Origin of the sequence: Pseudomonas sp. 203-8, from assembly GCF_020708595.1 — a bacterium.
GTDB classification, from domain to species: Bacteria; Pseudomonadota; Gammaproteobacteria; order Pseudomonadales; family Pseudomonadaceae; genus Pseudomonas; species Pseudomonas aeruginosa.
Genome location: NZ_JAJFDF010000002.1, coordinates 107,826 through 130,790, shown reverse-complemented (window position 1 = coordinate 130,790; position 22,965 = coordinate 107,826). Strand labels below are relative to the sequence as shown.

The window sequence follows — 22,965 nt, the reverse complement described above, 5'->3', positions numbered from 1 at the left end:
GATATCCCGCCGCAACGGCGGATAGCCGCAAGCGGTTATTCGCCCCACCAGGCCCACGTGCCACACTGGAAGGCCACCCTGGAGGGGGCTCCGTTCCGTAGGGCGAATAACGCCACCGGCGTTATCCGCCGGCATCCCGCCGCAACGGCGGATAACCGCAAGCGGTTATTCGCCCTACAGGCCCACGTGCCATGCAGAAAGGCCACCCGAGGGTGGCCTTTCTGCATGGCGACCAACGCCACGGGCGCTATCCGCTGCCTACCTGCGGTGCTTCTTCATCGCCACCCGGCGCAGGTCGATACCGATCACCACCGGGTCGTGGTCGGAGGCCCGGTACGGCTCGGCGTTGTACAGGCTGTCCTGCTGCCGAGGGGTCTTGAACTCGACGTTGTAGTCCAGCACCCGGGGCTCGTCGGCGTTGATGTGCCACTCCACCGCGCCACGTACCTGGCGCGCCAGGCTGGCGTTGGCGAGGGCGTGGTCAAGGTAGCCGGACTGCCCGGAGAACACGTAGGAATAGCCCTTTCCTGCGCCCGCCTGACGCGCCACCAGGTCGGTGTAGCCGGCGCTGCGGATGACGTTCACCGGGTCTTCCTTGGCATAGGAATTGAGGTCGCCGATGATCAGGCGATCAGGCTCCTTGGCGCCCGTCGGATCGCCCGCCAGCCAGTCCACCAGGGCCTGGGCGGCGCGCGCCCGGGTCAGGTTGCAGTTGCCCTGGCCGTCGCCGGTGTCCGGGTCGCCGTCGCAGGCCGAGCCCTTCGACTTCAGGTGGTTCACCGCGATGGTCAGGCGTTCGCCGCCATTGATCTCCTGGAAGGTCTGGGCCAGGGTCGGACGGTTGCGGGTGTCGTCGAACTCCGGGTTCACCGAACTGTCGAGCACCGCCGCGGATCGATAGGTGCGGACCTTGTCGCCGCGATAGATCAGCCCCACGGCAATTTCGTCGCTGCCCAGCTTCGCCCGGTTCGGGTTGACGAAGGCATAGCGCTGGCCCTGGGGCAGGCTGGCGTTGAGGCCGTTGACCAGGTCGGCGATGGCGCTGAACTCGCCGTAGCCGTCGTTCTCGATCTCCATCAGGCCGACAATGTCCGCCTTCGAGGCGAGGATCGCCGCGACGATCTTCGCTTTCTGCCGTTGGAACTCCTCGGCCGTGTTGGCTCCGCGCGAGGTGGGGAAACCGCCGCCCTTGCCATCGCCGTTGAAGTAGTTGAGCACGTTGAAGCTGGCCACCCGCAGGCGCCCTTCCACCGCCGGCTGGGCCGGACGCGGATTGGCCGCCTCGAAGGTCGGCGTCTGCAACGGCTGGATACGGTAGCTGCCGGCCGAGTAGTCGAGCACGCCGTCGATGGCGCTGGTACGGTCGCCGACGCGCAGGCTGTTGTAGGCGCTCAGTTCCGGTGCCGGGTAGCGGATCGGGTCGGGGTTCTGCCCGCTGCGGCCGTCGTCGAGGAGAATCCGGTCGAGGTCGTTGCGCGCCTGCATGGCCTTGGCCTGTTCGCCGGGAGCCACCACGTTGGTCGGAGTCATCTGGCGGCCGCCGGAGGACAGCAGGACCTCGCCGTAGCGGCCGAGGTTGTAGACCTCGTTGACGGTCAGCGTCTGGCGGAGCTGCACGCGCATGCCTTCGTAGCGCTCCAGCGCATCGGCGCTGGCCAGCGGCAGGCTGATGCCGGCCGGCGTCGGCAAGGCCACGCCGCTCGCCAGGACGCTGACCTGCAGCGGCCCGACCAGTTCGGTGAGGCCGTTGAACTCGCGGACCTGGCCGGTCACCCGGACGCGGTCGCCGAGCTTGACGTCGCTGCCGTTGCCGCCGTCGTAGACGAAGATGCCTTCGGAGGTCGCCGGGTCGCCGTCCACCGTGGCATCTTCCTGCTGCACGTAGAAGCCCTTCAGCTCGCTGGCGTTCTGGAAGTCGCCGACCACCACGCCCTCGATGGCGACCCGCTGGTTCACCAGCGGACTTTCGGCGCCGGCGCCCTGCACCTCGTGGATCGGTCGCAGGCCGGCCTCCTCGCCGCCGCCGGGCTCACCAGCGCCATGCTGGCCGAGGTTGGCGAAGGTGTCGCGCGGGTAGCCCAGCCATTGCGCCGCCGGGTCGAAGGCGTCGCTGGGATCGCTGTCGCCGTCGCGGATGTCGGCCTTGCGCACCAGGCTCCGGTCGAGGGTCTGCACATCGCCGCTGCCCCAGGTCGTGCCGGGGTTGAAGCCGACCTGGCCGAGGCTGTCGAGGATCTCGCCGCCGCGCCGGCGCAGCAGCACCGCATCGTTGCCATTGAACCAGCTGCCTTCCACCCGCTGGCTGGCCAGCGCCAGCAACGCCGGGTCGGCCACGCCGTTGGCGAGGACGAAGGTCTTGCCCGGCGCCAGGCTGCCGCTCAGGTCGATGCTGCGGCCCGCCGCGCTGGCGCCGTTGAAATAGAACTCGACGCGGTAGGCGGAGAGGTCGAGGACCTGGCTGCCGCTGTTGTAGAACTCCAGCGCCTTGTTGTTGCCGCTGCCTTCGACATACTCGGAGATGATCAGCTCGGCGGCGTTGGCCACCGGCAGGCCCAGCAGGGCCAGGCCGCCCAGCAGGGCGGCGTTACGCAAGGGGTGCATCGGGATACTCCTTTATCGGAATGGGGTCGCCGCGGCTCAGGCGCCGTCGGGCTGCAGTTCCTGGGAAAACACCGGCTCGCCGTCGAGGTCGCGCAGGGTGACGGTGAGCGCGCGGCTTTGCGCATCGATCTCCACCTCGCCGAAGAACTGGTAGCCGGCGAAGGGGGAACTGTTCTGGACCAGCGGGGCCTTCTGGAACATCACCTGCGGGCCGAACGTGCCATCCAGCGCGTTGGGTCCGAAACTACCGGCATTGAGAGGCCCGGCGACGAACTCCCAGAACGGCGCGAAGTCCTTGAACGCGGCACGCTCCGGGCTGTAGTGGTGGGCTGCGCAGTAATGCACGTCGGCGGTCAGCCAGACGGTGTTGCGCACCTCGGCGCGCTGGACGAAGCGCAGCAGGTCGGCGATCTCCAGCTCGCGGCCGAGGGCGGCGCCGTCGTTGCCGTTGGCGATGGCCTCCCAGCGGTCGCGACCCTGGGCGTCCTTGCCATCGGGCACGCAGAGGCCGATCGGCATGTCGGCGGCGATCACCTTCCACTGCGCACGCGAACCGCGCAACTCGCGCTTGAGCCATTGCAACTGCTCACGGCCGAGGAAATCGGTGGCGGCGCTGCGCCGCGCCTGCAGGTTGGCGCTGTTGCCGCCGCGGTAGCTGCGCATGTCGAGGACGAACACGTCGAGCAAAGGGCCGTAGGCGACCTTGCGGTAGATCCGCCCGTCGCGCCCCTGGCGCTGGAAGCGCAGCGGCGCGTATTCGAGGAACGCCTGGCGTGCACGGGCCGCCAGCACGTCGATGTCCTTCACCTGGTAGCGCTCGTCGAGCTGCTTGCTGGAGGACCAGTTGTTGGTGGTCTCGTGGTCGTCCCATTGCCAGATCTGCGGCACCTCGGCGTTGAAGCGGCGCAGGTTGTCGTCGAGCAGGTTGTAGCGGTAGTTGCCGCGGAACTCGTCGAGGGTCTCGGCGACCTTGCTCTTGGCCTCGGTCACCCGGTTGCGCCAGATGCGCCCGCTCTCGGTCTCGATGCGTTCGGGGATCGGCCCATCGGCATAGATGGTGTCGCCGCTGTGCAGGAAGAAATCCGGCTGGCGCCGGCGCATGGCTTCGTAGATACGCATGCCGCCGATATCCGGATTGATCCCGAAACCTTGCCCGCAGGTGTCGCCGCTCCAGACGAAACGGATATTGCGCGCCTCGCTCGGCGCACTGCGCAGGTGGCCGAACCAGGGCTTGCTCAGGCTGCCGTCGCGGGCATCCTCGAAGCGCACCCGGTAGAAGATCGACTGGTCGGCCGGCAGGCCACGCAGGTCGATGCGCGCGGTGTAGTCGAGGCGCTCGTCGGTGACCGGCGAGACCAGCCGACGCGGCTCGCTGAAGACGCTACGGGTGTCCCATTCGACGATCATCCGCGCCGGGCGGTCGGTGCGGCTCCAGACCAGCGCGCGGTCGCCCTGCACATCGCCGGATTGCACGCCATCGGTCAGCTTCGGCCGCGCCCTGGGCGAGGCGATCACCGCCGGCGCGCCCAGCGCCGGCAACAGCAGTCCAGCGCCCAGGCCTTGCACGACGCGACGGCGCTTGAGGTCCATCCCACTCATACCGGAGTTCTCCGCAGGCTTCACGAAGGTCCGGTTTACCGGGGCAAGTTGACAGGGGCGTTACGGGGACAGACAGGCTATCCGTTTGGTCAGGGGAAACGTCCATTCGCTCCGCGCCGCCCATGCGGCAACGAACCGGGCGTTGCCTCGCTGAAAAGAGCCTCAGTGAGTTTCAGGCTTCAGGGAATACACCCAATCGGAGGGGCGCGCCCAGCGACATTGGCGTCGCTATACGCCCCTTTCCACCGACCTCAGCCGCCCCGCGCCCCCTAGACCGGCCCCTGGAGCGCCTCGCCGCGCTCCTCCTGCACTGCCCGCCCGGCCCGTTCCACGGCGTTCCACAACCAGGGCGGCAGGTGCTCCGGGTCGAGGCTGTCGAGGAGGTTCTTGACCGCCAGGCCCAGCTCGGTGTCGCCCTCGATCACCAGGCGGCGGCGGAAGAACAGGGTATCCGGGTCCTCATGCCGGCTGGCCAGCAGCAGGAAGTCGCGCCAGTCGCCGCGGATGGTCACGCTGGCCCGTGGCCGTTCGACCAGGCGCAGGCCGCCGGGCACCCGGGTGACGCACCAGCCGACGCCGAGGTCCCTGACTTCCAGGCGCAGCCAGCGACCTTCCAGCAGGTCGAAGGCGCCCTCCTCCAGCGGCTGGGCGAACAGCCGGTTGGCGACCCGTTGCAGGACCAGGTGCTGGAGCCCGCGCGGAACCCTCGCCGCCAGCGGCAACAGGCGTCCGGCGACGCCGAGGAGCAGGCGTTGGCGGTTCAGCATAGCCCCGCCTCCTCTGCCCGCAGCATCCCCGGCCGGCCGTGCCAGTAGCCGTTGCAGCCTTCCACGGCGAGCGGCGGAGCGGCACCCTGGCGTACCCGGTCGAAGGCCGCGATCACCTCGGCCATGCCCTGCGCCCGAGGGCTCAGGCGTAGCAGGTCGGCGCCGCTATGTTCCAGCGAGCGGTAGTCGGCCAGCAGGTTGCTGACCTTGCCGGACATGGTCTGGATGCCGTTGAGGGTGAACAGCGCCTCGCCCTCCTGGCTGAGCAGCGGGATACCTTCGGGATACTGCTGGCAGCAGAACTGACAGTCGTCCTTGGGCCGGTTCTCCGCCCGCGCGGTGAAGCAGCGCGCCGAGTAGGCCAGCGGCAGGTGACCGTAGGCGAAGACCTCGGTCTGCAATTGCTCCAGGCCCAGCTGCGCAGCCTGGTCGAGCACCCCGCGCAGCAGCTTGCCGGAGACTTCCACCGGCGGAATCCAGCGGCGCATGCCCCAGGAATACAGTTCGGCCAGGGCATGACCGTTGTAGAGGTTCAGCGCCGGACCGCCGACAAAGGGCACGCCGCGCTGGCTGAGGTAATAGACGGCGGCCATGTCGTTGGCCTCGACCCGGAGTTCGCCGTTCTCGCATAGCCGGCGCAGGCTGGACAGCTCCGAAGCGGCCTCGATCAGCGCCAGCCCGGAGAGCACCAGCTCGGCACGGGTCGCCTGCGCCAGCTCGCGGGCCAGCGCCTGCCAGTCATTCAGGGACAGCGCCCGGCGCTTGGCGCAGACGGTCTCGCCGAGGTAGATGACGTCGAGCGGCTGGCTGGCCATCTCGGCGTAGAAATCGAATATCTGCCGCTTGTCCCAGTAGAACAGCAGCGGTCCCAGGCTCAGTTTCATCGCGGCGGTCCTCACTGCCAGGAACGGTGATAGGCGCCCAGGGTGGTCTGGTGCCCTTCGGAAAGTCCGGCCAGCGCGCGCTGCCATTGCGGCTGCACGCTATAGGCGCCCGGCGCGCTGGCGTAGCTGTCCAGCGCCTGGCGCCAGACCCGGGTGACCTGCTCGACGTAGGCCGGGCTGCGCTGGCGGCCTTCGATCTTCACCGCCGCCACGCCGATTTCCGCCAGTTGCGGGACCAGGTCCAGGGTGTTCAGGCTGGTCGGTTCCTCCAGCGCATGGAAGCGCTGGCCATTGACCAGGAAACGGCCCTTGCAGAGGGTCGGGTAGCCGGCCGCCTCGCCGGCGGCGTAGCGGTCGATGAGCACTTCGTTGAGGCGCGAGGTCAACCCCTCCGGTTCCTCGCTCCAGCGCACCGCCCTGGCCGGCGAACAGACGCCGCAGAGGTTCGGCGACTCGCCGGTGACGTAGGAGGACAGGTGGCAGCGGCCCTCGGCCATGATGCACAGGCTGCCGAAGGCGAACACCTCCACCGGCACCGGGCTACCGGCCGCCACCTGGCGTACCTGCGCCAGCGATAGCACGCGGGGCAGGACCGCGCGACGGATGCCGTAGCGTTCGTGATAGAGGGCCAGGGCCGCGGCATTGGTTGCCGAGCCCTGCACCGACAGATGCAGGTTGAGCCGCGGATGACGCTTCGCGGCATAGCCGAGCACCGCCACGTCGGCGGCGATCAACGCATCGACGCCGAGGTCGGCGGCCTGGTCCACCGCGCGCTGCCAGCGCTCCCAGCCCTGCGCGCTGGAATAGGTGTTGACCGCTACGTAGAGCTGCCGCCCGGCCTCGTGGACTCGCCGCAGGCCTTCCTGCAACTGGCGTTCGTCAAGGTTGAGGCCGGCGAAATGGCGGGCGTTGGTGTCGTCGCGGAAACCGACGTAGATGGCATCGGCGCCCTGTCGCAGGGCCGACTTCAAGGCGGGCAGGCTGCCCGCCGGACAGACCAGTTGCATGGGGTTGCTCCTCTGGCGAAAAACGCGCTCCGCGGCAGTGGGCAACCCCGGGGCACAGGCGCCACACTCTAGAAAGACGCTCCCGGTCGGCGCTTGACCGGGATCAAGAAGGCCTCAGGCCATCAGTGCGGAGAACGGCAGAAAGTCGATCGCATCACCCACGCCCAGGGTGGCGCCGCGCTCGATCACCGCCAGCCCGTCCGCCCAACTGGCGGCAAGCAGCATCGCCGAGCCCTGCTGCGGGTGGATTTCCACCCGCCCCCGTTCATCGAGCCGCGCCCGCAGGTACTGGCGACGCGCCCGCGGTTGCGGCCAGTCGAAGGCCGCCGGCAGCGCCAGCGGCCGCGGCACTACGTCGAACAGTCCCTGCTGGCGAAGCAGGAACGGACGCGCCACCAGCAATGCGGTGACCAGCGCCGCCGCAGGGTTGCCGGGCAGCCCCAGCCAGGGCTTGCCGGCCACGGAGCCGAAGGCGAACGGCTTGCCCGGCTGGATCGCCAGGCGCCACAGGTTGACCTCGCCAAGCTCGGCGATGGCGCGCTTGAGGTGGTCTTCCTCGCCTACCGAGACACCGCCGCTGGTGACCAGCGCGTCCCATTCGGAGGCCGCCAGGCTGAGCGCATCGCGGCTGGCCACCAGTTCGTCGGCGAGCACTTCCTCGTCGTGCACCTCGAAGCCGAGACCGCGCAGCAAGGCGCCGATGCAGTAACGGTTGGCGTTGTAGATCTGCCCGGCCAACAGTGTCTGGCCGGGCTCGCGCAATTCGTCGCCGCTGCTCAGCAGGCCGATGCGCAAGCGCCGACGCACCGAGACCGTGGCGACGCCGAGACTCGCCAGCAGGCCGAGTTCCTGCGGGCGCAAGCGCTGTCCGGCACGCAGCACCGGCGCGCCGCGACGCAACTCCTCGCCGCGCCGGCGCACATGCTGGCCGGCGCTCACCGGCGGCAACTGCACGCGCTCGCCGTCGACCACGCAGAGTTCCTGCGGCACCACGCAGTCGGCGCCGGTCGGCAGCGGCGCGCCGGTGAAGATCCGCGCCGCCTGGCCCAGCGGCAGGCTCATGCCGCGGGTGTCGCCGGCGGCGATCCGCGCGCCGACCGTCAGGCTGCCGCCGCTGCGCGGCAGGTCGGCGGAGCACAAGGCGTAGCCGTCCATCGCACTGTTGTCCCAATGCGGCAGGTCCATCGGCGCCAGCAGGTCCTCGCCGAGCACTCGTCCCAGCGCCCGCTCCAGGGCCAGGCTCTCGCAGGCTGGCGGGCGCGGCGCGCGCGCCAGCAGTTCGGCCAGCGCCTCGTCGAGCGGGCGCAGTTGGCTGCCATCGCAGGCGCAAGCGCTCACGAGCGGCACCCGCAGCCGGCCACCGGCGCCACGGCTGGCGGGGTCTTCAGGTGCGGGACGAAATTGCACGGGCGGGTGCGGCTGTCCAGTTGCGCCAGGAGAATCTCGTTCCAGGCGGTGCGACAGGCGCCCGGCGAGCCGGGCAGGCAGCACACCAGGGTACCGTTGCTGAGCCCGGCCAGCGCCCGCGACTGGATGGTGGAAGTGCCGATCTCGCGCTGCGAGACCTGGCGGAACAGTTCGCCGAAGCCCTCGACATCGCGCTCGAACAGCGGCCCGACCGCCTGCGGGGTGTTGTCCCGCGCGGTGAAGCCGGTGCCGCCGGTGATCAGGCCGACCTGTACCTCGGGGTCGGCGATCCAGGCCGAGACCACCGCGCGGATCTGGTAGATGTCATCGGACTTCAGGCTCCGCTGGTGCAGGCGATGACCGGCGGCCAGCAGCGCGTCGGCGAGGGTCTGGCCGGAAGTATCGGTTTCCAGGGTACGGGTGTCGCTGACGGTGAGGATGGCGATGTTCAGCGGCTGGAAGGTGGAGGTGGCCAGGTGGCTCATGGAAGGGAGTCCTAGGAACGGGCGATGCCTCAGCCTGAACCGCGGGCCCCCGGCTGGCTATTCCTCCGAAGAGGTAAGCCGGCGGCGCGAGGAGGTAGACGTCACTCCTCCCAGCGCTGCGCGGCGGCCTGGTCGCTGCAGCGGCCTTCGACCCAGCGCGGGCCTTCGGCGGTGTCTTCCTTCTTCCAGAACGGCGCGCGGGTCTTCAGGTAGTCCATGACGAAGTTGCAGGCGTCGAACGCCGCCTGCCGGTGGGCGCTGGCGCAACCGACGAAGACGATCGGCTCGCCCGGCTCCAGGCGGCCGATGCGGTGGAGGATCTCCAGGCGCAGCAGCGGCCAGCGCTGCCCGGCCTCGGCGGCGATCTTGCCGAGGGCCTTCTCGGTCATGCCCGGATAATGTTCGAGGAACATCCCGCCGACCTCGCGACCGTCGTTGAAGTCGCGCACGTAGCCGACGAAGCCGACCACCGCGCCGATGCCGACGTTCTGCGCATGCAGGGCGTTAAGCTCCTGCCCCGGATCGAAAGCGGCCTGCTGGACGCGGATGGCCATGGGTTCAACCTCCGGTGACGGTGGGGAAGAAGGCGACTTCGTCGCCGTCCTGCAACGGCTCGTCGAGGCCGCACAGTTCCTGATTGCGCGCACACATCAGGTTCTGCTCGCCGAGGGTACGCTCCCAGGCCCCGCCGCGCTCCACCAGGAGCTGGCGCAAGGCGCCGAGGGTCGCCAGCCCGGCGTCCCAGTTCAACTGCTCGCCGTCGATGCCTAGGGCTTCGCGGTAACGGGCGAAATACTGCACGCGGATCATGCCTGCCCTTCCTCCTCTTTGCGGTAGTGGCCGCTCTTGCCGCCGAGCTTCTCCAGCAACTGGACCTGCTCGATGACCATCCCGCGGTCCACCGCCTTGCACATGTCGTAGATGGTCAGGGCCGCGACGCTGGCGGCGGTGAGCGCCTCCATCTCCACGCCGGTCTGCCCGGCCAGCCGGCAACGCGCGCGGATGCGCACGGCGTCCGGCGCCTCGGCCTGCAGTTCGAGCTTGACGCTGGTGAGCAGCAGCGGATGGCACAGCGGGATCAGTTCGTGGGTGCGCTTGGCCGCCTGGATGCCGGCGATCCGCGCCACGGCGAAGACGTCGCCCTTGGGATGGCCGCCGTCCTGGATCAGTTGCAGGGTTTCCGGGCGCATGCGCACCACGGCCTCGGCCGTGGCTTCACGGGAGGTCACGGCCTTTTCCGTGACGTCGACCATGTTGGCGCGGCCCTGGGAATCGAGATGGGTCAGCACGTGGGTGCTCCTGGAAGAGGATACTGGCCAGTCATTGTAAGCCCTGGAGGGCATGACGCGATGCCTGGGGGAGGTTCGGAAGGGGGATGATTGTATACATAAAGAGGTAGGGCAGGCCGGCGCAAGGCGCCTCATCCCGATCGGGTAACGATGCGGGCCCGGTCCCCGGACCGGGCCTGGCAGGATGTATATCCCGCCCGGCTTTTTCAACCGGGCGGGATATCGGCCGGCGATTGCCGCCGGCTACTTCACATGTGCGCCTCGGCGTACTCCGCCAGCACCGAGCGCGGCACCCCTTGCAGGGTCACGTGCACGCCGTGGGGGAAGTCCTTGAAGCGTTCGGTGAGGTAGGTCAGGCCGGAGCTGGTGGCGGACAGGTAGGGCGTGTCGATCTGCGCCAGGTTGCCCAGGCAGATCACCTTCGAACCGCTGCCGGCGCGGGTGATGATGGTCTTCATCTGGTGCGGCGTGAGGTTCTGGCATTCGTCGATGAGGATCAGGCTCTGCTGGAAGCTGCGCCCGCGGATGTAGTTCAGCGACTTGAACTGCAACGGCACCTTGCTGAGGATGTAGTCGACGCTGCCATGGGTGCATTCGTCGTCCATGTGCAGCGCTTCGAGGTTGTCGGTGATGGCGCCGAGCCAGGGCTCCATCTTTTCCGCCTCGGTGCCGGGCAGGAAGCCGATGTCCTCGTCCAGGCCCTGCACGCTGCGGGTGGCGATGATGCGCCGGTAGCGCTTGCTGACCATGGTCTGCTCGATGGCCGCGGCGAGCGCCAGGATGGTCTTGCCGGAACCGGCGGCACCGGACAGGTTGACCAGGTGGATGTCCGGGTCGAGCAGCGCGTACAGCGCCAGCGACTGGTACACGTCGCGTGGCCGCAGGCCCCAGGCTTCCTGGTGCAGGAGCGGCTCCTGGTGCAGGTCGAGGATGGTCAGCTCGTCCTGCTGGATGCCCTTGATCCAGCCGACGAAGCCCTGTTCGTCGACGATGAACTCGTTGATGTGCACCGCCGGCAGGTTGTCGGTGAGCTGCACGCGATGCCAGGTACGGCCGTGGTCCTGGCGGGTCTCGACCTTGCTCACGCGGTCCCAGAAAGAGCCGGCGAGGGAATGGTAGCCGCGCGACAGCAGGGCCACGTCGTCGATCAACTGGTCGGTGTGGTAGTCCTCCGCGTCCACCCCGCAGGCGCGCGCCTTCAGGCGCATGTTGATGTCCTTGGTCACCAGCACCACGCGCACGCCGCTGTGGCGGCTCTTCAGCTCGACCAACTGGTTGATGATCTTGTTGTCGTTGAGGTGCTCCGGCAGCCAGGTGATGGGCTCGGCACGCTTGCTCATGAGGATCGACAGGCTGCCGCTGGGGCCGTTCTTGCCACGCTGGATCGGTACCCCTCCCTCTACCTGCTCGGGCGTGGCCTCGCCGAGTACCTGGTCGATCAGGCGGATGGCCTGGCGGCACTCGGCGGCGATGGTGTGCTTTCCGGTCTTCAGCTTGTCCAGCTCTTCGAGCACCGTCATCGGGATCGCGACGCGGTGTTCCTGGAAGTTCAACAGGGCATTCGGATCGTGGATCAGGACATTGGTATCGAGGACGTACAGGGTGGGCTGGGTGGGGCGGGAACGTCCGTGGTCATCCATACGCGATCACCTTCTGCTAAGGGCCTGGCGACGGAATGCCGGGTCGGCGCTCCGCCGGGGGGCGAGCCGCCTTCTCTCTTCCGGTGGGGAGAGCCTGACAGCAGAGGTGAGGGCCGGGGCCGCCACCTGTGCTGCAGGGTTCGGCGGTCTACGGTTCCACAAATACCGCAAAAAATATGACGGTAAAAAGTACTTTTCGTCATCAGCAGGTTTTTTTTCCGCAAGCGACGAAATACCTTGGCGCAGCCCTTCGCGAGGTCTAGTGTTATCGGTCCCACCCCTGTGAAAACCCTCCGCTTTTCCGTGCCGCAACGGTTTTCCAGCGCCATTCCCCCTCCCCCCTGCTCCTGCGACATAAAGCCGCCACTGCGCCCTGCGCCGCCTTCCTGTATGAATCCGGGGCTTGACCTTGACACGATGTCAAGGCTGAACCTGGCGACAGATCTCACCGGCGCCTCCCAGGGCGCCTGCGGTGCCACTTCTGTCCATTCCAAGGAGGACTCATGAACAGCGCCACGCTAACCGAGCTCGATCTGCCGGTCAGCGGCATGACTTGCGCGTCCTGCGCCGGCCGTGTCGAACGAGCCCTGAAGAAAGTGCCCGGGGTCGCGGCCGCCTCGGTCAACCTGGCCAGCGAGCAGGCCCGCGTACAGGCCCCGGCGGACAGCCTGCCGGCCCTGGTGGCGGCGGTCGAGCAGGCCGGCTACCAGGTTCCGGCGCGCAGCCTGGAACTGTCCATCGAGGGCATGACCTGCGCCAGTTGCGTCGGCCGGGTCGAGCGGGCGCTGAAGAAGGTGCCCGGCGTACGCGAGGTCAGCGTCAACCTGGCCAGCGAGCGCGCCCACCTCGAGCTGCTCGGCGCCGTGGACAGCCAGGCCTTGCTACAGGCGGTGGAACAGGCCGGCTACAAGGCCCGCCTGCTCGACGCGGGGCAACCACGCCAGGACGATGCCGAGCGCCGCCTGCGCCGCGAACGCTGGTGGGTGATCGCCGCGCTGTTGCTGGCGTTGCCGCTGGTGCTGCCGATGCTGGTGGAATGGGCCGGCCTGCACTGGATGCTGCCGCCGTGGGCGCAGTTCCTCCTGGCGACCCCGGTGCAGTTCGTCATCGGCGCGCGCTTCTATGTCTCCGCCTGGCGCGCGGTGAAGGCCGGTGCCGGCAACATGGACCTGCTGGTCGCCCTCGGCACCAGCGCCGGCTACGGCCTCAGCGTCTACCTCTGGCTGACCGCCCCGCCCGGCCACATGCCGCACCTCTACTTCGAAGCCTCCACCGTGGTGATCGCCCTGATCCTCCTCGGCAAGTACCTGGAAAGCCGCGCCAAGCGCCAGACCGCCAGCGCCATCCGCGCCCTCGAGGCGTTGCGCCCGGAGCGCGCGGTGCGCCTGCGCGACGGTCGCGAGGAAGAGGTGGCGATCGCCGAGTTGCGCCTCGGCGACGAGGTGGTGGTGCGTCCCGGCGAACGCTTCCCGGTGGACGGCGAGGTGCTCGACGGCAGCAGCCACGCCGACGAGGCGCTGATCACCGGCGAGAGCCTGCCGGTGCCCAAGGCTCCCGGCGACAAGGTCACCGGCGGCGCGATCAACGGCGAAGGCCGCCTGCTCCTGCGCACCACTGCGCTCGGCGGGGAAACGGTGCTGGCGAAGATCATCCGCCTGGTGGAAGACGCCCAGGCCGCCAAGGCGCCGATCCAGAAGCTGGTGGACAAGGTCAGCCAGGTCTTCGTCCCGGTGGTGATCCTCATCGCGCTGGTCACCCTCGGCGCCTGGCTGGTCGCCGGGGTCGGCCTGGAGCAGGCCCTGGTTAACGCCGTGGCGGTGCTGGTGATCGCCTGCCCCTGCGCCCTCGGCCTGGCCACCCCGACCGCGATCATGGCCGGCACCGGCGTGGCCGCGCGCCACGGCATCCTGATCAAGGACGCCGAGTCCCTGGAAGTCGCCCATGCGGTCACCAGCGTGGCCTTCGACAAGACCGGCACCCTGACCTCCGGGCGACCGCAGATCATCCACCTCGGCGGCGACGACCAGGAGCAACTGCTCAGGCTCGCCGGCGCCCTGCAACGCGGCAGCGAGCACCCGCTGGCCAAGGCCGTGCTCGAGCGCTGCGCCGAGCGCGACCTGGAGGTTCCGCCGGTGAACGCCAGCCAGGCCCTCAGCGGTCGCGGCATCCAGGGCGAGGTCGAGGGTCGCCGGCTGGCCCTGGGCAACCGCCGCCTGCTCGACGAGCAGGAACTCAAGCCCGGCGCGCTGGCGAGTGCCGCCGCGGACTGGGAGGCCGAGGGCCGCACCCTGTCCTGGCTGCTGGAACTGGCTCCGGAGAAACGCGTGCTCGGCCTGTTCGCCTTCGGCGACAGCCTCAAGGACGGCGCCGCCGAAGCGGTGGAGGCCCTGCGCGGACGGGATATCCACAGCCACCTGATCACCGGCGACAACCGCGGCAGCGCGGCGGTGGTGGCCAAGGCCCTGGGCATCGACGACGTACACGCGGAAGTGCTGCCGGCGGACAAGGCCGCCACGGTCGCCGAGCTGAAAGGCCGGGGCCGGGTGGTGGCGATGGTCGGCGACGGCATCAACGACGCCCCGGCGCTGGCCGCTGCCGACGTAGGCATCGCCATGGGTGGCGGCACCGACGTGGCCATGCACGCCGCCGGCATCACCCTGATGCGCGGCGACCCGCGCCTGGTGCCGGCGGCGCTGGACATCTCGCGGCGGACCTACGCGAAGATCCGCCAGAACCTGTTCTGGGCCTTCATCTACAACGTGATCGGCATCCCGCTGGCGGCCTTCGGCCTGCTCAACCCGATGGTGGCGGGCGCAGCGATGGCCTTCTCCAGCGTCAGCGTGGTCGGCAACGCCCTGCTCCTGCGACGCTGGAAGCCCTGAGCCAGCACGCCAGGCACATAGGGTGGCGCGCCTAGCGCAACAACCCCATGTGCTTGGCCCGCGCCACCGCCTGGGTGCGACGCTCGACGCCGAGCTTGTCGTTGATATGGCGGGCGTGGCTCTTCACCGTATGCAGCGAGATGAACAGCCGCTCGCTGATCTCCTGGTTGGATAACCCCTGGGCGATCAGCTCCAGCACCGCCAGTTCGCGCCCGCTGAGCACCTCGCCCGCACCGCCCGCGGGCTCGGCGGGCGGCTCCGGCAACAGCGCGCGCATGCGCTGGGCGCCGGGACAGGCAGGGAAGCGCTGCAACTGTTCGCGCAACCATTCCGGCTGCTGCACGAGCAATTCGTGGAGCGGCAGCAAGGCTCCCCCGACTGCGCCCTCCATGGCCTGTTGCAGGGTCGCCAGCGCCTCGCGCTCGCGGCCCTGCTCCAGGTGCAGCGCGGCCAGTTGGCCGAGGGCCAGGCGAGCCGGCAGCAATGCGCCGTTCTCCCGCGTCGAGCGGGCCAGCCGATCCAGACGCCGGGCGGCCTCCTCCGGGCGTCCTTCGCGGCGCTCCAGGCCGGCCTGGAGCAACTCCACATGCAGCGGCAGCAGCGGACTGCATTCCGGCGGCGTGGCCGCCTGCCCGCCGTAGGTGCCGCCCAGGCGCTGTAGCCAGACGCCGGCCAGTTCGGTCTGGCCCTGGGCCAGCCAGAGTTCGCACTTGATCAGGGTGATCGCCGCCAGGTAGTAGATCGGCGGGATATCCCAGGCATGCATCAGCCGCTCGACGTCGCCAAGCCGGGCGAACGCCGCCGCGTAGTTGCCCAGGCGCCCTTCCAGGCTGGCCAGGACGCAATAGCCGATCACCAGGCTGACATCCCGGCAACTGCGGGTTTCCTCGATTCCCTGCTTGATCCATTTGCGCGCTTCGTCCGGCTGCAGCGCCAGGCTGCGCAGGTAGCCGCGGTACAGCAGGAGCCGCCCGCGCACCGCGTAGCGGCGTTGCGCCGGCAGGTGCTGGAGGCGTTCCAGGCCCTGGCGCACCTCCTCCTCGGCGCGCGCCACCTCGCCGCGCGCCTGGAGGACGCGGGCGCGGTCGTAATGGACCAGCGCCTCGAACAGCGGGTTGCCGTAGCGCTGGGCGAACTCCAGGGCGTCGCGGTTGTAGTTGCGCGCCTGCCAGAAGTCGCCACGGGTCACCGCCAGGTTGCTCAGCGTCGACAGGCATTGCAGGCGAGTGCCGTAGCGCTCCCCGGCGAGGTCCTGCAAGGCCTCGCGGCAGTGCGCCTCGGCCTTGTCGATATCGCCGCGGCCGCGCGCGATCACCCCGCTCAGGGCCTGCCACTGGGCCAGCAGGTCGCGCTGCGCGGACTCGTCCGGCGCCGGCAGGAAACGCGCCAGTTGGCCGGCCAGTTCTTCCGCGGCATCCAGCTGGCAGGCCAGCGCCAGCGCCCAGCCGTACAGCAGGATCAGGCGCGGCGTGCTCGCCAGGAGGCTGTCCGGCAGGTCCATCTTCCAGCGCAGCAGGGTGGCGATGTTCTGCTCCGCCAGCAGTTGCTCTTCCGACAGGTTCTGCACCAGGCTCGCCGCCACGTCCGGCTGGCCGGCGCGCAGCGCCTGCTCCACCGCCTGGTCGAGCAGGCCATGGCGGCTGAACCAGCCGCAGGCGCGCAGGTGCAGGGAGCCGGCGGACGGACCGAAGTCGGGCAAGGGACGCGCCAGCAGCAGGTCGGAGAACAGGTGGTGGTAGCGGAACCACTGGCCGTTTTCGTCCAGCGGCACGAGGAAGACCTGGTGCTGCTGCAGGTGGTCGAGGATCGCCGCGCTGTCGCCGGCCTCGCGCACGGTATCGCAGAGCTCGGCGCAGAAGCGCTCGAAGCGCGCGGTCTGGGCGAGGAACGCCTGGACCTCGGGCGGCTGCCGCTCGATCACCTCCTCCAGCAGGTAGTCGCGGATCAGTTCGTCGGCGCCGTGTACCCCGGGGCTGACCTGCTCCTCTGGATCGCCGCGCGCCAGCAGCCAGAGGCGTAGCCCGGCGACCCAGCCTTCGCTGCGCTCGAGCAGCGCGTCCAGCGCGTCCTCGTCGAGTTCGAGGCCGCTGGCGGCCATCAGCGCCCCGCTCTCCTCGGCGGTCAGGCGCAGGTCCTGTTCGCTGAGTTCGAGCAATTGCCGCGACAGGCGCAGGCGCGCCAGGTGCCAGTCCGGCCGCTGCCGGCTGGTGACCAGCAGCACCAGGCCCTCGGGCAGGTGATTGAGGAGGAATTGCAGGCAACGGTCGAGCACCGCGCCCTGGGCCAGGTGGTAATCGTCCAGCACCAGTAGCAGGGGACGCTGCGGGTCCAGGCAGGGGGCGAGTTCGTCGAGCAGGTCGTCGAGCCAGGTCTCGAAGGCGAACGGCTGGTGACGCTGGCGCATCTTCAGCAGGCCGAGGGCCTCTTCGCCCAGGGTCGGGTGGTACTGTCGCAAGCCATCGAGCAGGCGTTCGAGGAAACGTCCGGGATCGCTCTCGCGGCTGCTCAGTCCCAGCCAGAGGCTCTGCCAGCGCGGATCGAGGCTTTCGCAGAACTCGATGGCCAGGGAACTCTTGCCGAATCCGGCGGGCGCGGCGATCAGCAGCAGGCGACCGTCCAGTCCGTCGCGCAGTCGACGGCAAAGACGCGGGCGCGCCACATGGGCCGACGGCAGCGGGGGGCGGAAAAAGCGGTTGGCCGTCGGCAGGACGGCGGATGGAGTGCCCGAGAAGGTGCGCGAGAAGTCAGTCATCACCCGGTTTCTTGGTTTATGTATGGGGCGTGAACGCTCCGGAGACTAACCACAAGTGATGGCTATTTGAAGCACTATCCATCGGCTCGGACGAAATAGCGCACCGGCGCTTCAGCTCGATAACCAAGGAAAGACCGGTTTCCCGGCGCGGTCCAGGCGCGGCAAACGTTTCCCGGCCACACAGGTGCCCGCCGGGAGAATGGCAGCGGCGGAATCCGCGGGGGAGGCGGGAAAACACTTTGTAATGAATTGACGGCCGGAGCGGCAGCGCCACCCGCGAAAACGAAGAAACCGGCACAAGGCCGGTTTCTTCGTGGCTAGGAACGCCGTTTCTCAGCGTACCCCTTCCTGGCGCAGCGCCGCCGGGGTGTAGTCGCTTTCCGAAGCGCTGTAGTTGAAGTCGTAGGCCTGTTTCTCCTCGTTCTTCATGCCCAGCGCCAGGTAGCGGCCGGAGAGCAGGTCGTAGAGGGTTTCCACCGCGTACCAGGGCACCTGCTTGTCGTAGTACTGCTCGGCATGCGCCTCGGCCACGCGCCACAGGGTGCCGCGACCGTCGTAATGGTCGATCTCGGCGGCCTGCCAGGTGTCCTCGTCGATGTAGAAGTCACGCTTGGCGTAGATGTGCCGCTCACCCGGCTTCAGGGTCGCGACCACATGCCAGACGCGGTGCAGCTCGTAGCGGGTCAGGTCCTGGTTGATGTGGCCGGCCTTGACGATTTCGCTGTACTTGATCTTCGGATCGTCGAGCTTGTAGCTGTTGTAGGGAATGTAGATTTCCTTCTTGCCTTCCAGCTTCCAGTCGTAGCGGTCCGGCGCACCGTTGTACATGTCGAAGTTGTCCGAGGTGCGCAGGCCGTCGGCGGCGGTGCCGGGACCGTCGTAGGACACCTGCGGAGCCCGCCGCACGCGGCGCTGGCCGGCGTTGTAGAGCCACGCCAGGCGCGGCTCCTTGACCTGGTTGAGGGTCTCGTGGACCAGCAGCACGTTACCGGCCAGGCGCGAGGGCGCGGTGACCCGCTGCTTGAAGTAGAACAGCACGTTGCTCGGCTTGTTCGGGTTGTAGTCCTTCAGGTTGGTACGGAAGGTGAAGGCATCCTGGAAGTAGACCAGCTGGTAGGAGCCGTTGACCTGCGGAGTGGCCTGGGTCACCAGGCGCCGGACGCTGCCGCCGCGGTAGCGGGTGATGTGGTTCCAGATCACCTCCAGGCCGTTCTGCGGGATCGGGAACGGGTTGGCGGTATCGAAGTTCTCCAGGCCGTTGCCGCCTTCCACCAGCTTGGTGGTGGTGGCGTTGCGCTTGGCCGCCTCCTGCACCGCCGCCGGGACGGTGGCGCTGCGGTGGGTCTTGTATACCGGGATCTTGTAGGTATCCGGGTAGCGCTTGAACATGGCCAGTTGGCCGGGAGTCAGCTTGTCCTTGTACTGGTCGACGTTCTGCGCGGTGATGGTGAACAGCGGTTGCTCGCTGGCATAGGGGTTGGCGAGGAAGCCACGGCTGTCGACGCTGCCGGCGTTGGTCGCCAGGCCGCCGTCCCAGGCGGGGATGCTGCCGTCGGCGTTGCCGGCCTTCTCCGCCCCCAACGGAGTCAGGCTGGTGCCGAGCTTGGCCGCTTCGTCGGCGGATACCGCCGCCATCACCTGGGTGGCCAGCAGGCTCAGGGCCAGTACACCGGTATGCAGAAGAATCTTCGTTGTTTTCATTCGCTCGTCGTCCTCGTTAAGTCCTGCTCGCCGGCCCGGTTCGCACCGGGCCGGCGTACATCAGAAGTTCATGCCGAAGCTGAGCGCGACGAAGTCGCGATCGTCCACGGTGGTGTACTTGCCGTCGAAGAAGTTGGTGTAGGAGAGGCTCGCGGTGTAGGTGTTCTGGTACTCCGCGTCCACCCCCAGGCTGACCGCCTTGCGGCCTTCCTCGAAGTTGGCGCCGGGGCCGGGCGAATAGCCATCGACGTCGTGCGACCAGGCCACGCTGGGCTTGAGGTTCACACCCATGAACACGTCGTTGTAGTCCCAGATCGCACGGGCGCGATAACCCCAGGCGTCCGAGGTGGTATAGCCATCGTTCTCGCAGTAGCGGCTGACGTTGTTCGCTTCGGCGGTGCCCAGCGTGCTGACGTTCAGCGCCTGGCAGCTGGCCAGGCCGGAGATGGTCCCCGGCAGCGGCCCCGGTCCGAAGACCGGGTCACGCCCGTAGCGTGCCTTGGAGGTGCTTTCCAGGCCGCCGACGTGGGTCCAGCCGATCTCGCCCACCAGGGTCAGGCGCTCGGCGCCCATCACCTGGTCGAAGAAGTGCGTCAGGGTGGTCTGCAGTTGGGTGATCTCCTTGCGCCGATAGCCGTGCAGGTCCTGCCCGGCCTGGCCGTTCAGCACCGAGGCGTTGTCGTAGGGGCGGTTGCCGCCGATGCTCACCGGGTCGAGGCCGGCGAAGAGGATGTCGGTGGTGTTCAACTGCACCGGCGCGTTGGGCCGGTAGCTGACTTCGCCGCTCCACGCGGTGCCGTTGGGCAACGTGGTGGAGAAGCTCAGGCCGAACATGCGGATATCCTCCGGGTACTCGATGAAGTAGCTGGAGTTGCCGGCGGTGGCCGCCGCCGCGGCCTGGGCGGCCAGTGCCGGGTTGATCGCGGCGAGGCGGGTGGCGAGGTCGTTGATCGCCGCCATGGTGCTGGCCGAGGCGCCCTGGCCGCTGAAGATCGGCAGGCGGCTGTGGTAGTTCATGTAGTAGGCGCCGAACTCGGTGTTCAGTTCGTCGGCGAAGTAGCGCAGGGCGAAGCCGTACTGGCCGCTGTCGCGAGCGTCGCGGTCCGGCCCGCGGCGGACCAGGATGCCCTCGTCCCAGGGCGACGGGGTAACGCTCAGGCCAGCCCCGGCGAGCACGTTGTTGAGCAGGTTGATGGACGCCTTGTTGTTGGTCAGCACCGCCAGGTTCTGGTCGCAGCCATCGGCCACCACGTCCGGCTGGGAGAAGAAGGTGCCACAGTTGTCGACCACCGTCTGGTCCCACTCGATCTGGTAGAAGCCTTCGGCGGACAGGTTGTCGGTGAGGTTCTGCGACAGGTAGAACATGTTCACCGGGATCAGGCCTTCCTTGATCTCCGAGCCGGGCCGGCGGAAGGCGGTGACGTCGATCGGGTTGATGGCGCTGATGCCGTTCTGGATGAAGGTGCTCTCGCCCCAGTTCACCACCTGCTTGCCCAGACGCACGCTGCCCGGCAGGTCGCCGATGGCATAGTTGTGGTAGATGAAGGCGTCGAGCAGTTCGGCGCCGGAGGACTTGGCCAGGGTCTTGCGGCCGCTGTCGTCGATGTCCTTGAACTCGCGGTGCTCGTCCTTCAGCTCGAAGTCGTACCAGTACTTGCCGCGCAGGAACACACCGGTATCGCCGTACTTCAGTTCGAGGTCATGGATGCCCTTGAAGACCTTCGAGAACGTTTCCCCACGCTTGAAGTTCAAGTGGCTGTCGTCGGAGGTCTGGGAAAGTCCCTTGCCGCCGTTGTTCACACCGATCAGGTTCTTGTTCGGCTTGGCGGTCGACCAACTGGCCCCGACCGACAACGCCGAGTCGAAGGAACCTTCGATTTCCCCGATGTTGAAGGTCACCCCAAAGGCCGGAGCCGCCAGCGAGGAAGCCAGGCTGACGGCCAACGGCAACCGGGCCCGACGCGAGAACGGATTACGGGTTGTCATCGACGCTACTCCATGTGTGTTTTTTGTTATGAGTGCGTGGACTATAGCTAGCGCTGCCTGCCGCTTGATCCCTCGAAAGTGTGATTTGCGCGGCGCAACCACTCTGGCTCGCGCCTTTGCGGCGGATGGAGAATGACCGGGCGGTCGCGAAAACGCGGAGACCAAGCGTTTGCTTGGCCTCCGGGCGTTTCGGCGGTGTAGGAAAGCCCCGTCAGACGGTCGACAGGAAGGCGCTGCCGGCTTCCTGCCACTGGGCGATCTCGATACGGATGCGCTTCTTGTCCAGCTTGCCGACGCTGGTCTTGGGAATATCGGTAACAACCGCGATCTGCGAGGGGATCGCCCACTTGTTGATGTTGCCCTGCTCGACGAAAGGCTTGAGGTGCTCCTTCAGGCCACGGGCGTCCAGTTGCTGGCCCTCGCGCACCACCAGCAGGGCGAACGGGCGCTCGCCCCATTGCGGATCGGGCACCCCGACCACCGCCACTTCGCGTACCGCCGGATGGCGGCTGATCAGGTCTTCCAGCTCCAGGGAGGACAGCCACTCGCCGCCGGTCTTGATCACGTCCTTGATGCGGTCGCGGATCTCGATGAAGCCCATGCCGTCCAGGGTCGCCACGTCGCCGGTGTGCATCCAGCCGCCGCGCCACAACTCCTCGCCGCGCTCGGGTTCGCGGAAATACCCCTGGGTCAGCCATGGCGAGCGCAACACCAGCTCGCCCTGGGATTCGCCGTCGGCCGGGAGGAAGCGGCCCTGTTCGTCCATGATCGCCGCATCCACCAGCGGCACCGGCACGCCGGCCTTGATCCGGTAGGTGGTGCGCTCGTCCTCGCTTCCGGCCAGCAGTTCGTCGTTGAGGTAGGCGCAGGAAATCAGCGGACAGGTCTCCGACATGCCGTAGGCGGCGGTCAGCTGGATGCCGCGCGCCTTGGCCGCCTCGTAGAGCGAGCGGTTCAGCGCGCTCCCGCCGATGATCACCTTCCAGCCCTTGAAGTCCACGCCCTGGGCAGCCCTGGCGTTCATCACCATCTGCAGGATGGTCGGCACGCAGTGGGAGAAGGTGACCTTCTCGCGCTTCCACAGTTCGACCAGCAGTTCCGGATCGTAACGCCCGGGATAGACCTGCTTGACCCCGAGCATGGTCGCCACGTACGGAGTGCCCCAGGCGTGGACATGGAACATCGGGGTGATCGGCATGTACACGTCGCTGGTACCGAGCAGGCGGATGCTGTCCAGGCTGCCGATGGTCGAAGCCATCGCCAGGGTGTGCAGGACCAGTTGCCGGTGGCTGAAATACACACCTTTCGGATTGCCGGTGGTGCCGGTGGTGTAGAAGGTGGTGGCGATGGAGTTCTCGTCGAAATCGGGGAAGTCGTAGCGCGGGCTGGCCGCGGCCAGCAGCGACTCGTATTCGCCGACCAGGCCGGGCAGTTCGGCGCTCTTCTCCGCGCCGTCGGTGAGCAGGATGGTCCGCTCCACCGTGGCCAGCTGCCCCGCCACCGCCTGGTAGAGCGGGACGAACTCGCTGTTCACCAGCACGAAGCGATCCTCGGCGTGGTTCATGGTGTAGAGGATCTGTTCCGGGGAGAGGCGGATGTTGATGGTATGCAGCACCGCCCCGATCATCGGGATGGCGAACATGCATTCCAGGTAGCGATGGCTGTCCCAGTCCATCACCGCCACCGTGTCGCCGGCCTTCACCCCGGCCTCGCTGAGTACGTTGGCCAGGCGCGCGACGCGCTCGTTGAAGGTGGCGTAGCTGTAGCGCACCTGGTCGCGGTAGACGATTTCATGACTCTTTTCGTAACGACGGCCGGAAAGCATCAGGCTCTTGATCAGCAACGGATACTGATAAGCGCCGGCGGCGGCCGGGATGAGACGGGTCTTCAGCATGGGGCGTACACCTGGGAGCGGGTTCGTTGTCAGGATGAGGCCGACTCTAGAGCCGTCGGCGGGCTTTGTTC

16 protein-coding genes are annotated in these 22,965 nt (G+C 68.1%); 1 reads left to right on the top strand and 15 read right to left on the bottom strand.

Features of this window, described 5'->3' with window-relative positions; genetic code table 11:
* Window positions 1-258: 258 nt before the first annotated feature.
* From LJF27_RS04090 to LJF27_RS04040, 11 genes are all read right to left on the bottom strand, one after another.
* Window positions 259-2,601, bottom strand: coding sequence for an endonuclease/exonuclease/phosphatase family protein (locus tag LJF27_RS04090; RefSeq protein WP_003453898.1), 2,343 nt, complete (start codon window positions 2,599-2,601; stop codon window positions 259-261).
* 36 nt (window positions 2,602-2,637) lie between these two features.
* Window positions 2,638-4,200: an alkaline phosphatase D family protein gene (locus tag LJF27_RS04085; protein WP_003104245.1), complete on the bottom strand. Its 1,563-nt coding sequence runs from the start codon at window positions 4,198-4,200 to the stop codon at window positions 2,638-2,640.
* A 269-nt stretch (window positions 4,201-4,469) separates the two neighbouring features.
* Complete coding sequence (gene ubiT / locus LJF27_RS04080) at window positions 4,470-4,967, bottom strand: ubiquinone anaerobic biosynthesis accessory factor UbiT (protein WP_003453900.1); 498 nt, start codon at window positions 4,965-4,967, stop codon at window positions 4,470-4,472.
* The gene (locus LJF27_RS04075) at window positions 4,961-5,851 is read right to left on the bottom strand and encodes a U32 family peptidase (RefSeq protein ID WP_003137748.1); all 891 of its coding nucleotides are present in this window, start codon (window positions 5,849-5,851) and stop codon (window positions 4,961-4,963) included. The genes ubiT and LJF27_RS04075 overlap by 7 nt, the downstream gene beginning before the upstream one ends.
* An 11-nt stretch (window positions 5,852-5,862) precedes the next feature.
* A complete protein-coding gene (gene ubiU / locus LJF27_RS04070; protein WP_003093020.1) occupies window positions 5,863-6,858 on the bottom strand; it encodes a ubiquinone anaerobic biosynthesis protein UbiU in 996 nt (331 codons plus the stop codon).
* A 114-nt stretch (window positions 6,859-6,972) separates the two neighbouring features.
* Window positions 6,973-8,196 carry a gephyrin-like molybdotransferase Glp gene (gene glp / locus LJF27_RS04065; RefSeq protein ID WP_023117158.1) on the bottom strand — a complete coding sequence of 408 codons (1,224 nt, stop codon included), beginning with the start codon at window positions 8,194-8,196 and terminating at the stop codon, window positions 6,973-6,975.
* A complete protein-coding gene (gene moaB, locus LJF27_RS04060; protein WP_003137743.1) occupies window positions 8,193-8,750 on the bottom strand; it encodes a molybdenum cofactor biosynthesis protein B in 558 nt (185 codons plus the stop codon). The genes glp and moaB overlap by 4 nt, the downstream gene beginning before the upstream one ends.
* A gap of 101 nt (window positions 8,751-8,851) precedes the next feature.
* A complete protein-coding gene (moaE, locus tag LJF27_RS04055; RefSeq protein WP_003093025.1) occupies window positions 8,852-9,304 on the bottom strand; it encodes a molybdopterin synthase catalytic subunit MoaE in 453 nt (150 codons plus the stop codon).
* A 4-nt stretch (window positions 9,305-9,308) separates the two neighbouring features.
* On the bottom strand, window positions 9,309-9,560 hold the full coding sequence (gene moaD / locus LJF27_RS04050) for a molybdopterin converting factor subunit 1 (RefSeq protein ID WP_003093027.1): 252 nt from the start codon (window positions 9,558-9,560) through the stop codon (window positions 9,309-9,311).
* Window positions 9,557-10,039, bottom strand: a complete 483-nt coding sequence (gene moaC / locus LJF27_RS04045) for a cyclic pyranopterin monophosphate synthase MoaC (RefSeq protein ID WP_003093030.1) — start codon at window positions 10,037-10,039, stop codon at window positions 9,557-9,559. The genes moaD and moaC overlap by 4 nt, the downstream gene beginning before the upstream one ends.
* A gap of 248 nt (window positions 10,040-10,287) precedes the next feature.
* Window positions 10,288-11,679, bottom strand: coding sequence for a PhoH family protein (locus LJF27_RS04040; protein ID WP_003093038.1), 1,392 nt, complete (start codon window positions 11,677-11,679; stop codon window positions 10,288-10,290).
* Window positions 11,680-12,182: 503 nt separating this feature from the next.
* Here LJF27_RS04040 and copA1 point away from each other — a divergent pair.
* On the top strand, window positions 12,183-14,561 hold the full coding sequence (gene copA1, locus LJF27_RS04035) for a copper-translocating P-type ATPase CopA1 (protein WP_003093042.1): 2,379 nt from the start codon (window positions 12,183-12,185) through the stop codon (window positions 14,559-14,561).
* A gap of 31 nt (window positions 14,562-14,592) precedes the next feature.
* On the opposite strand, the gene LJF27_RS04030 is transcribed toward copA1, so the two are convergent.
* The 4 genes from LJF27_RS04030 to LJF27_RS04015 all read right to left on the bottom strand — a co-directional run bounded on the left by LJF27_RS04030 (window position 14,593) and on the right by LJF27_RS04015 (window position 22,894).
* Complete coding sequence (locus LJF27_RS04030) at window positions 14,593-17,313, bottom strand: LuxR C-terminal-related transcriptional regulator (protein ID WP_003124089.1); 2,721 nt, start codon at window positions 17,311-17,313, stop codon at window positions 14,593-14,595.
* A gap of 333 nt (window positions 17,314-17,646) precedes the next feature.
* Window positions 17,647-19,014 carry a DUF1329 domain-containing protein gene (locus LJF27_RS04025; RefSeq protein WP_003103009.1) on the bottom strand — a complete coding sequence of 456 codons (1,368 nt, stop codon included), beginning with the start codon at window positions 19,012-19,014 and terminating at the stop codon, window positions 17,647-17,649.
* Window positions 19,015-19,074: 60 nt separating this feature from the next.
* On the bottom strand, window positions 19,075-21,000 hold the full coding sequence (locus tag LJF27_RS04020) for a DUF1302 domain-containing protein (protein WP_003093045.1): 1,926 nt from the start codon (window positions 20,998-21,000) through the stop codon (window positions 19,075-19,077).
* Window positions 21,001-21,211: 211 nt separating this feature from the next.
* Window positions 21,212-22,894 (bottom strand): fatty acid--CoA ligase, encoded by a 1,683-nt coding sequence (locus tag LJF27_RS04015; RefSeq protein ID WP_003103012.1) that lies wholly within the window; start codon window positions 22,892-22,894, stop codon window positions 21,212-21,214.
* Window positions 22,895-22,965 lie beyond the last annotated feature (71 nt).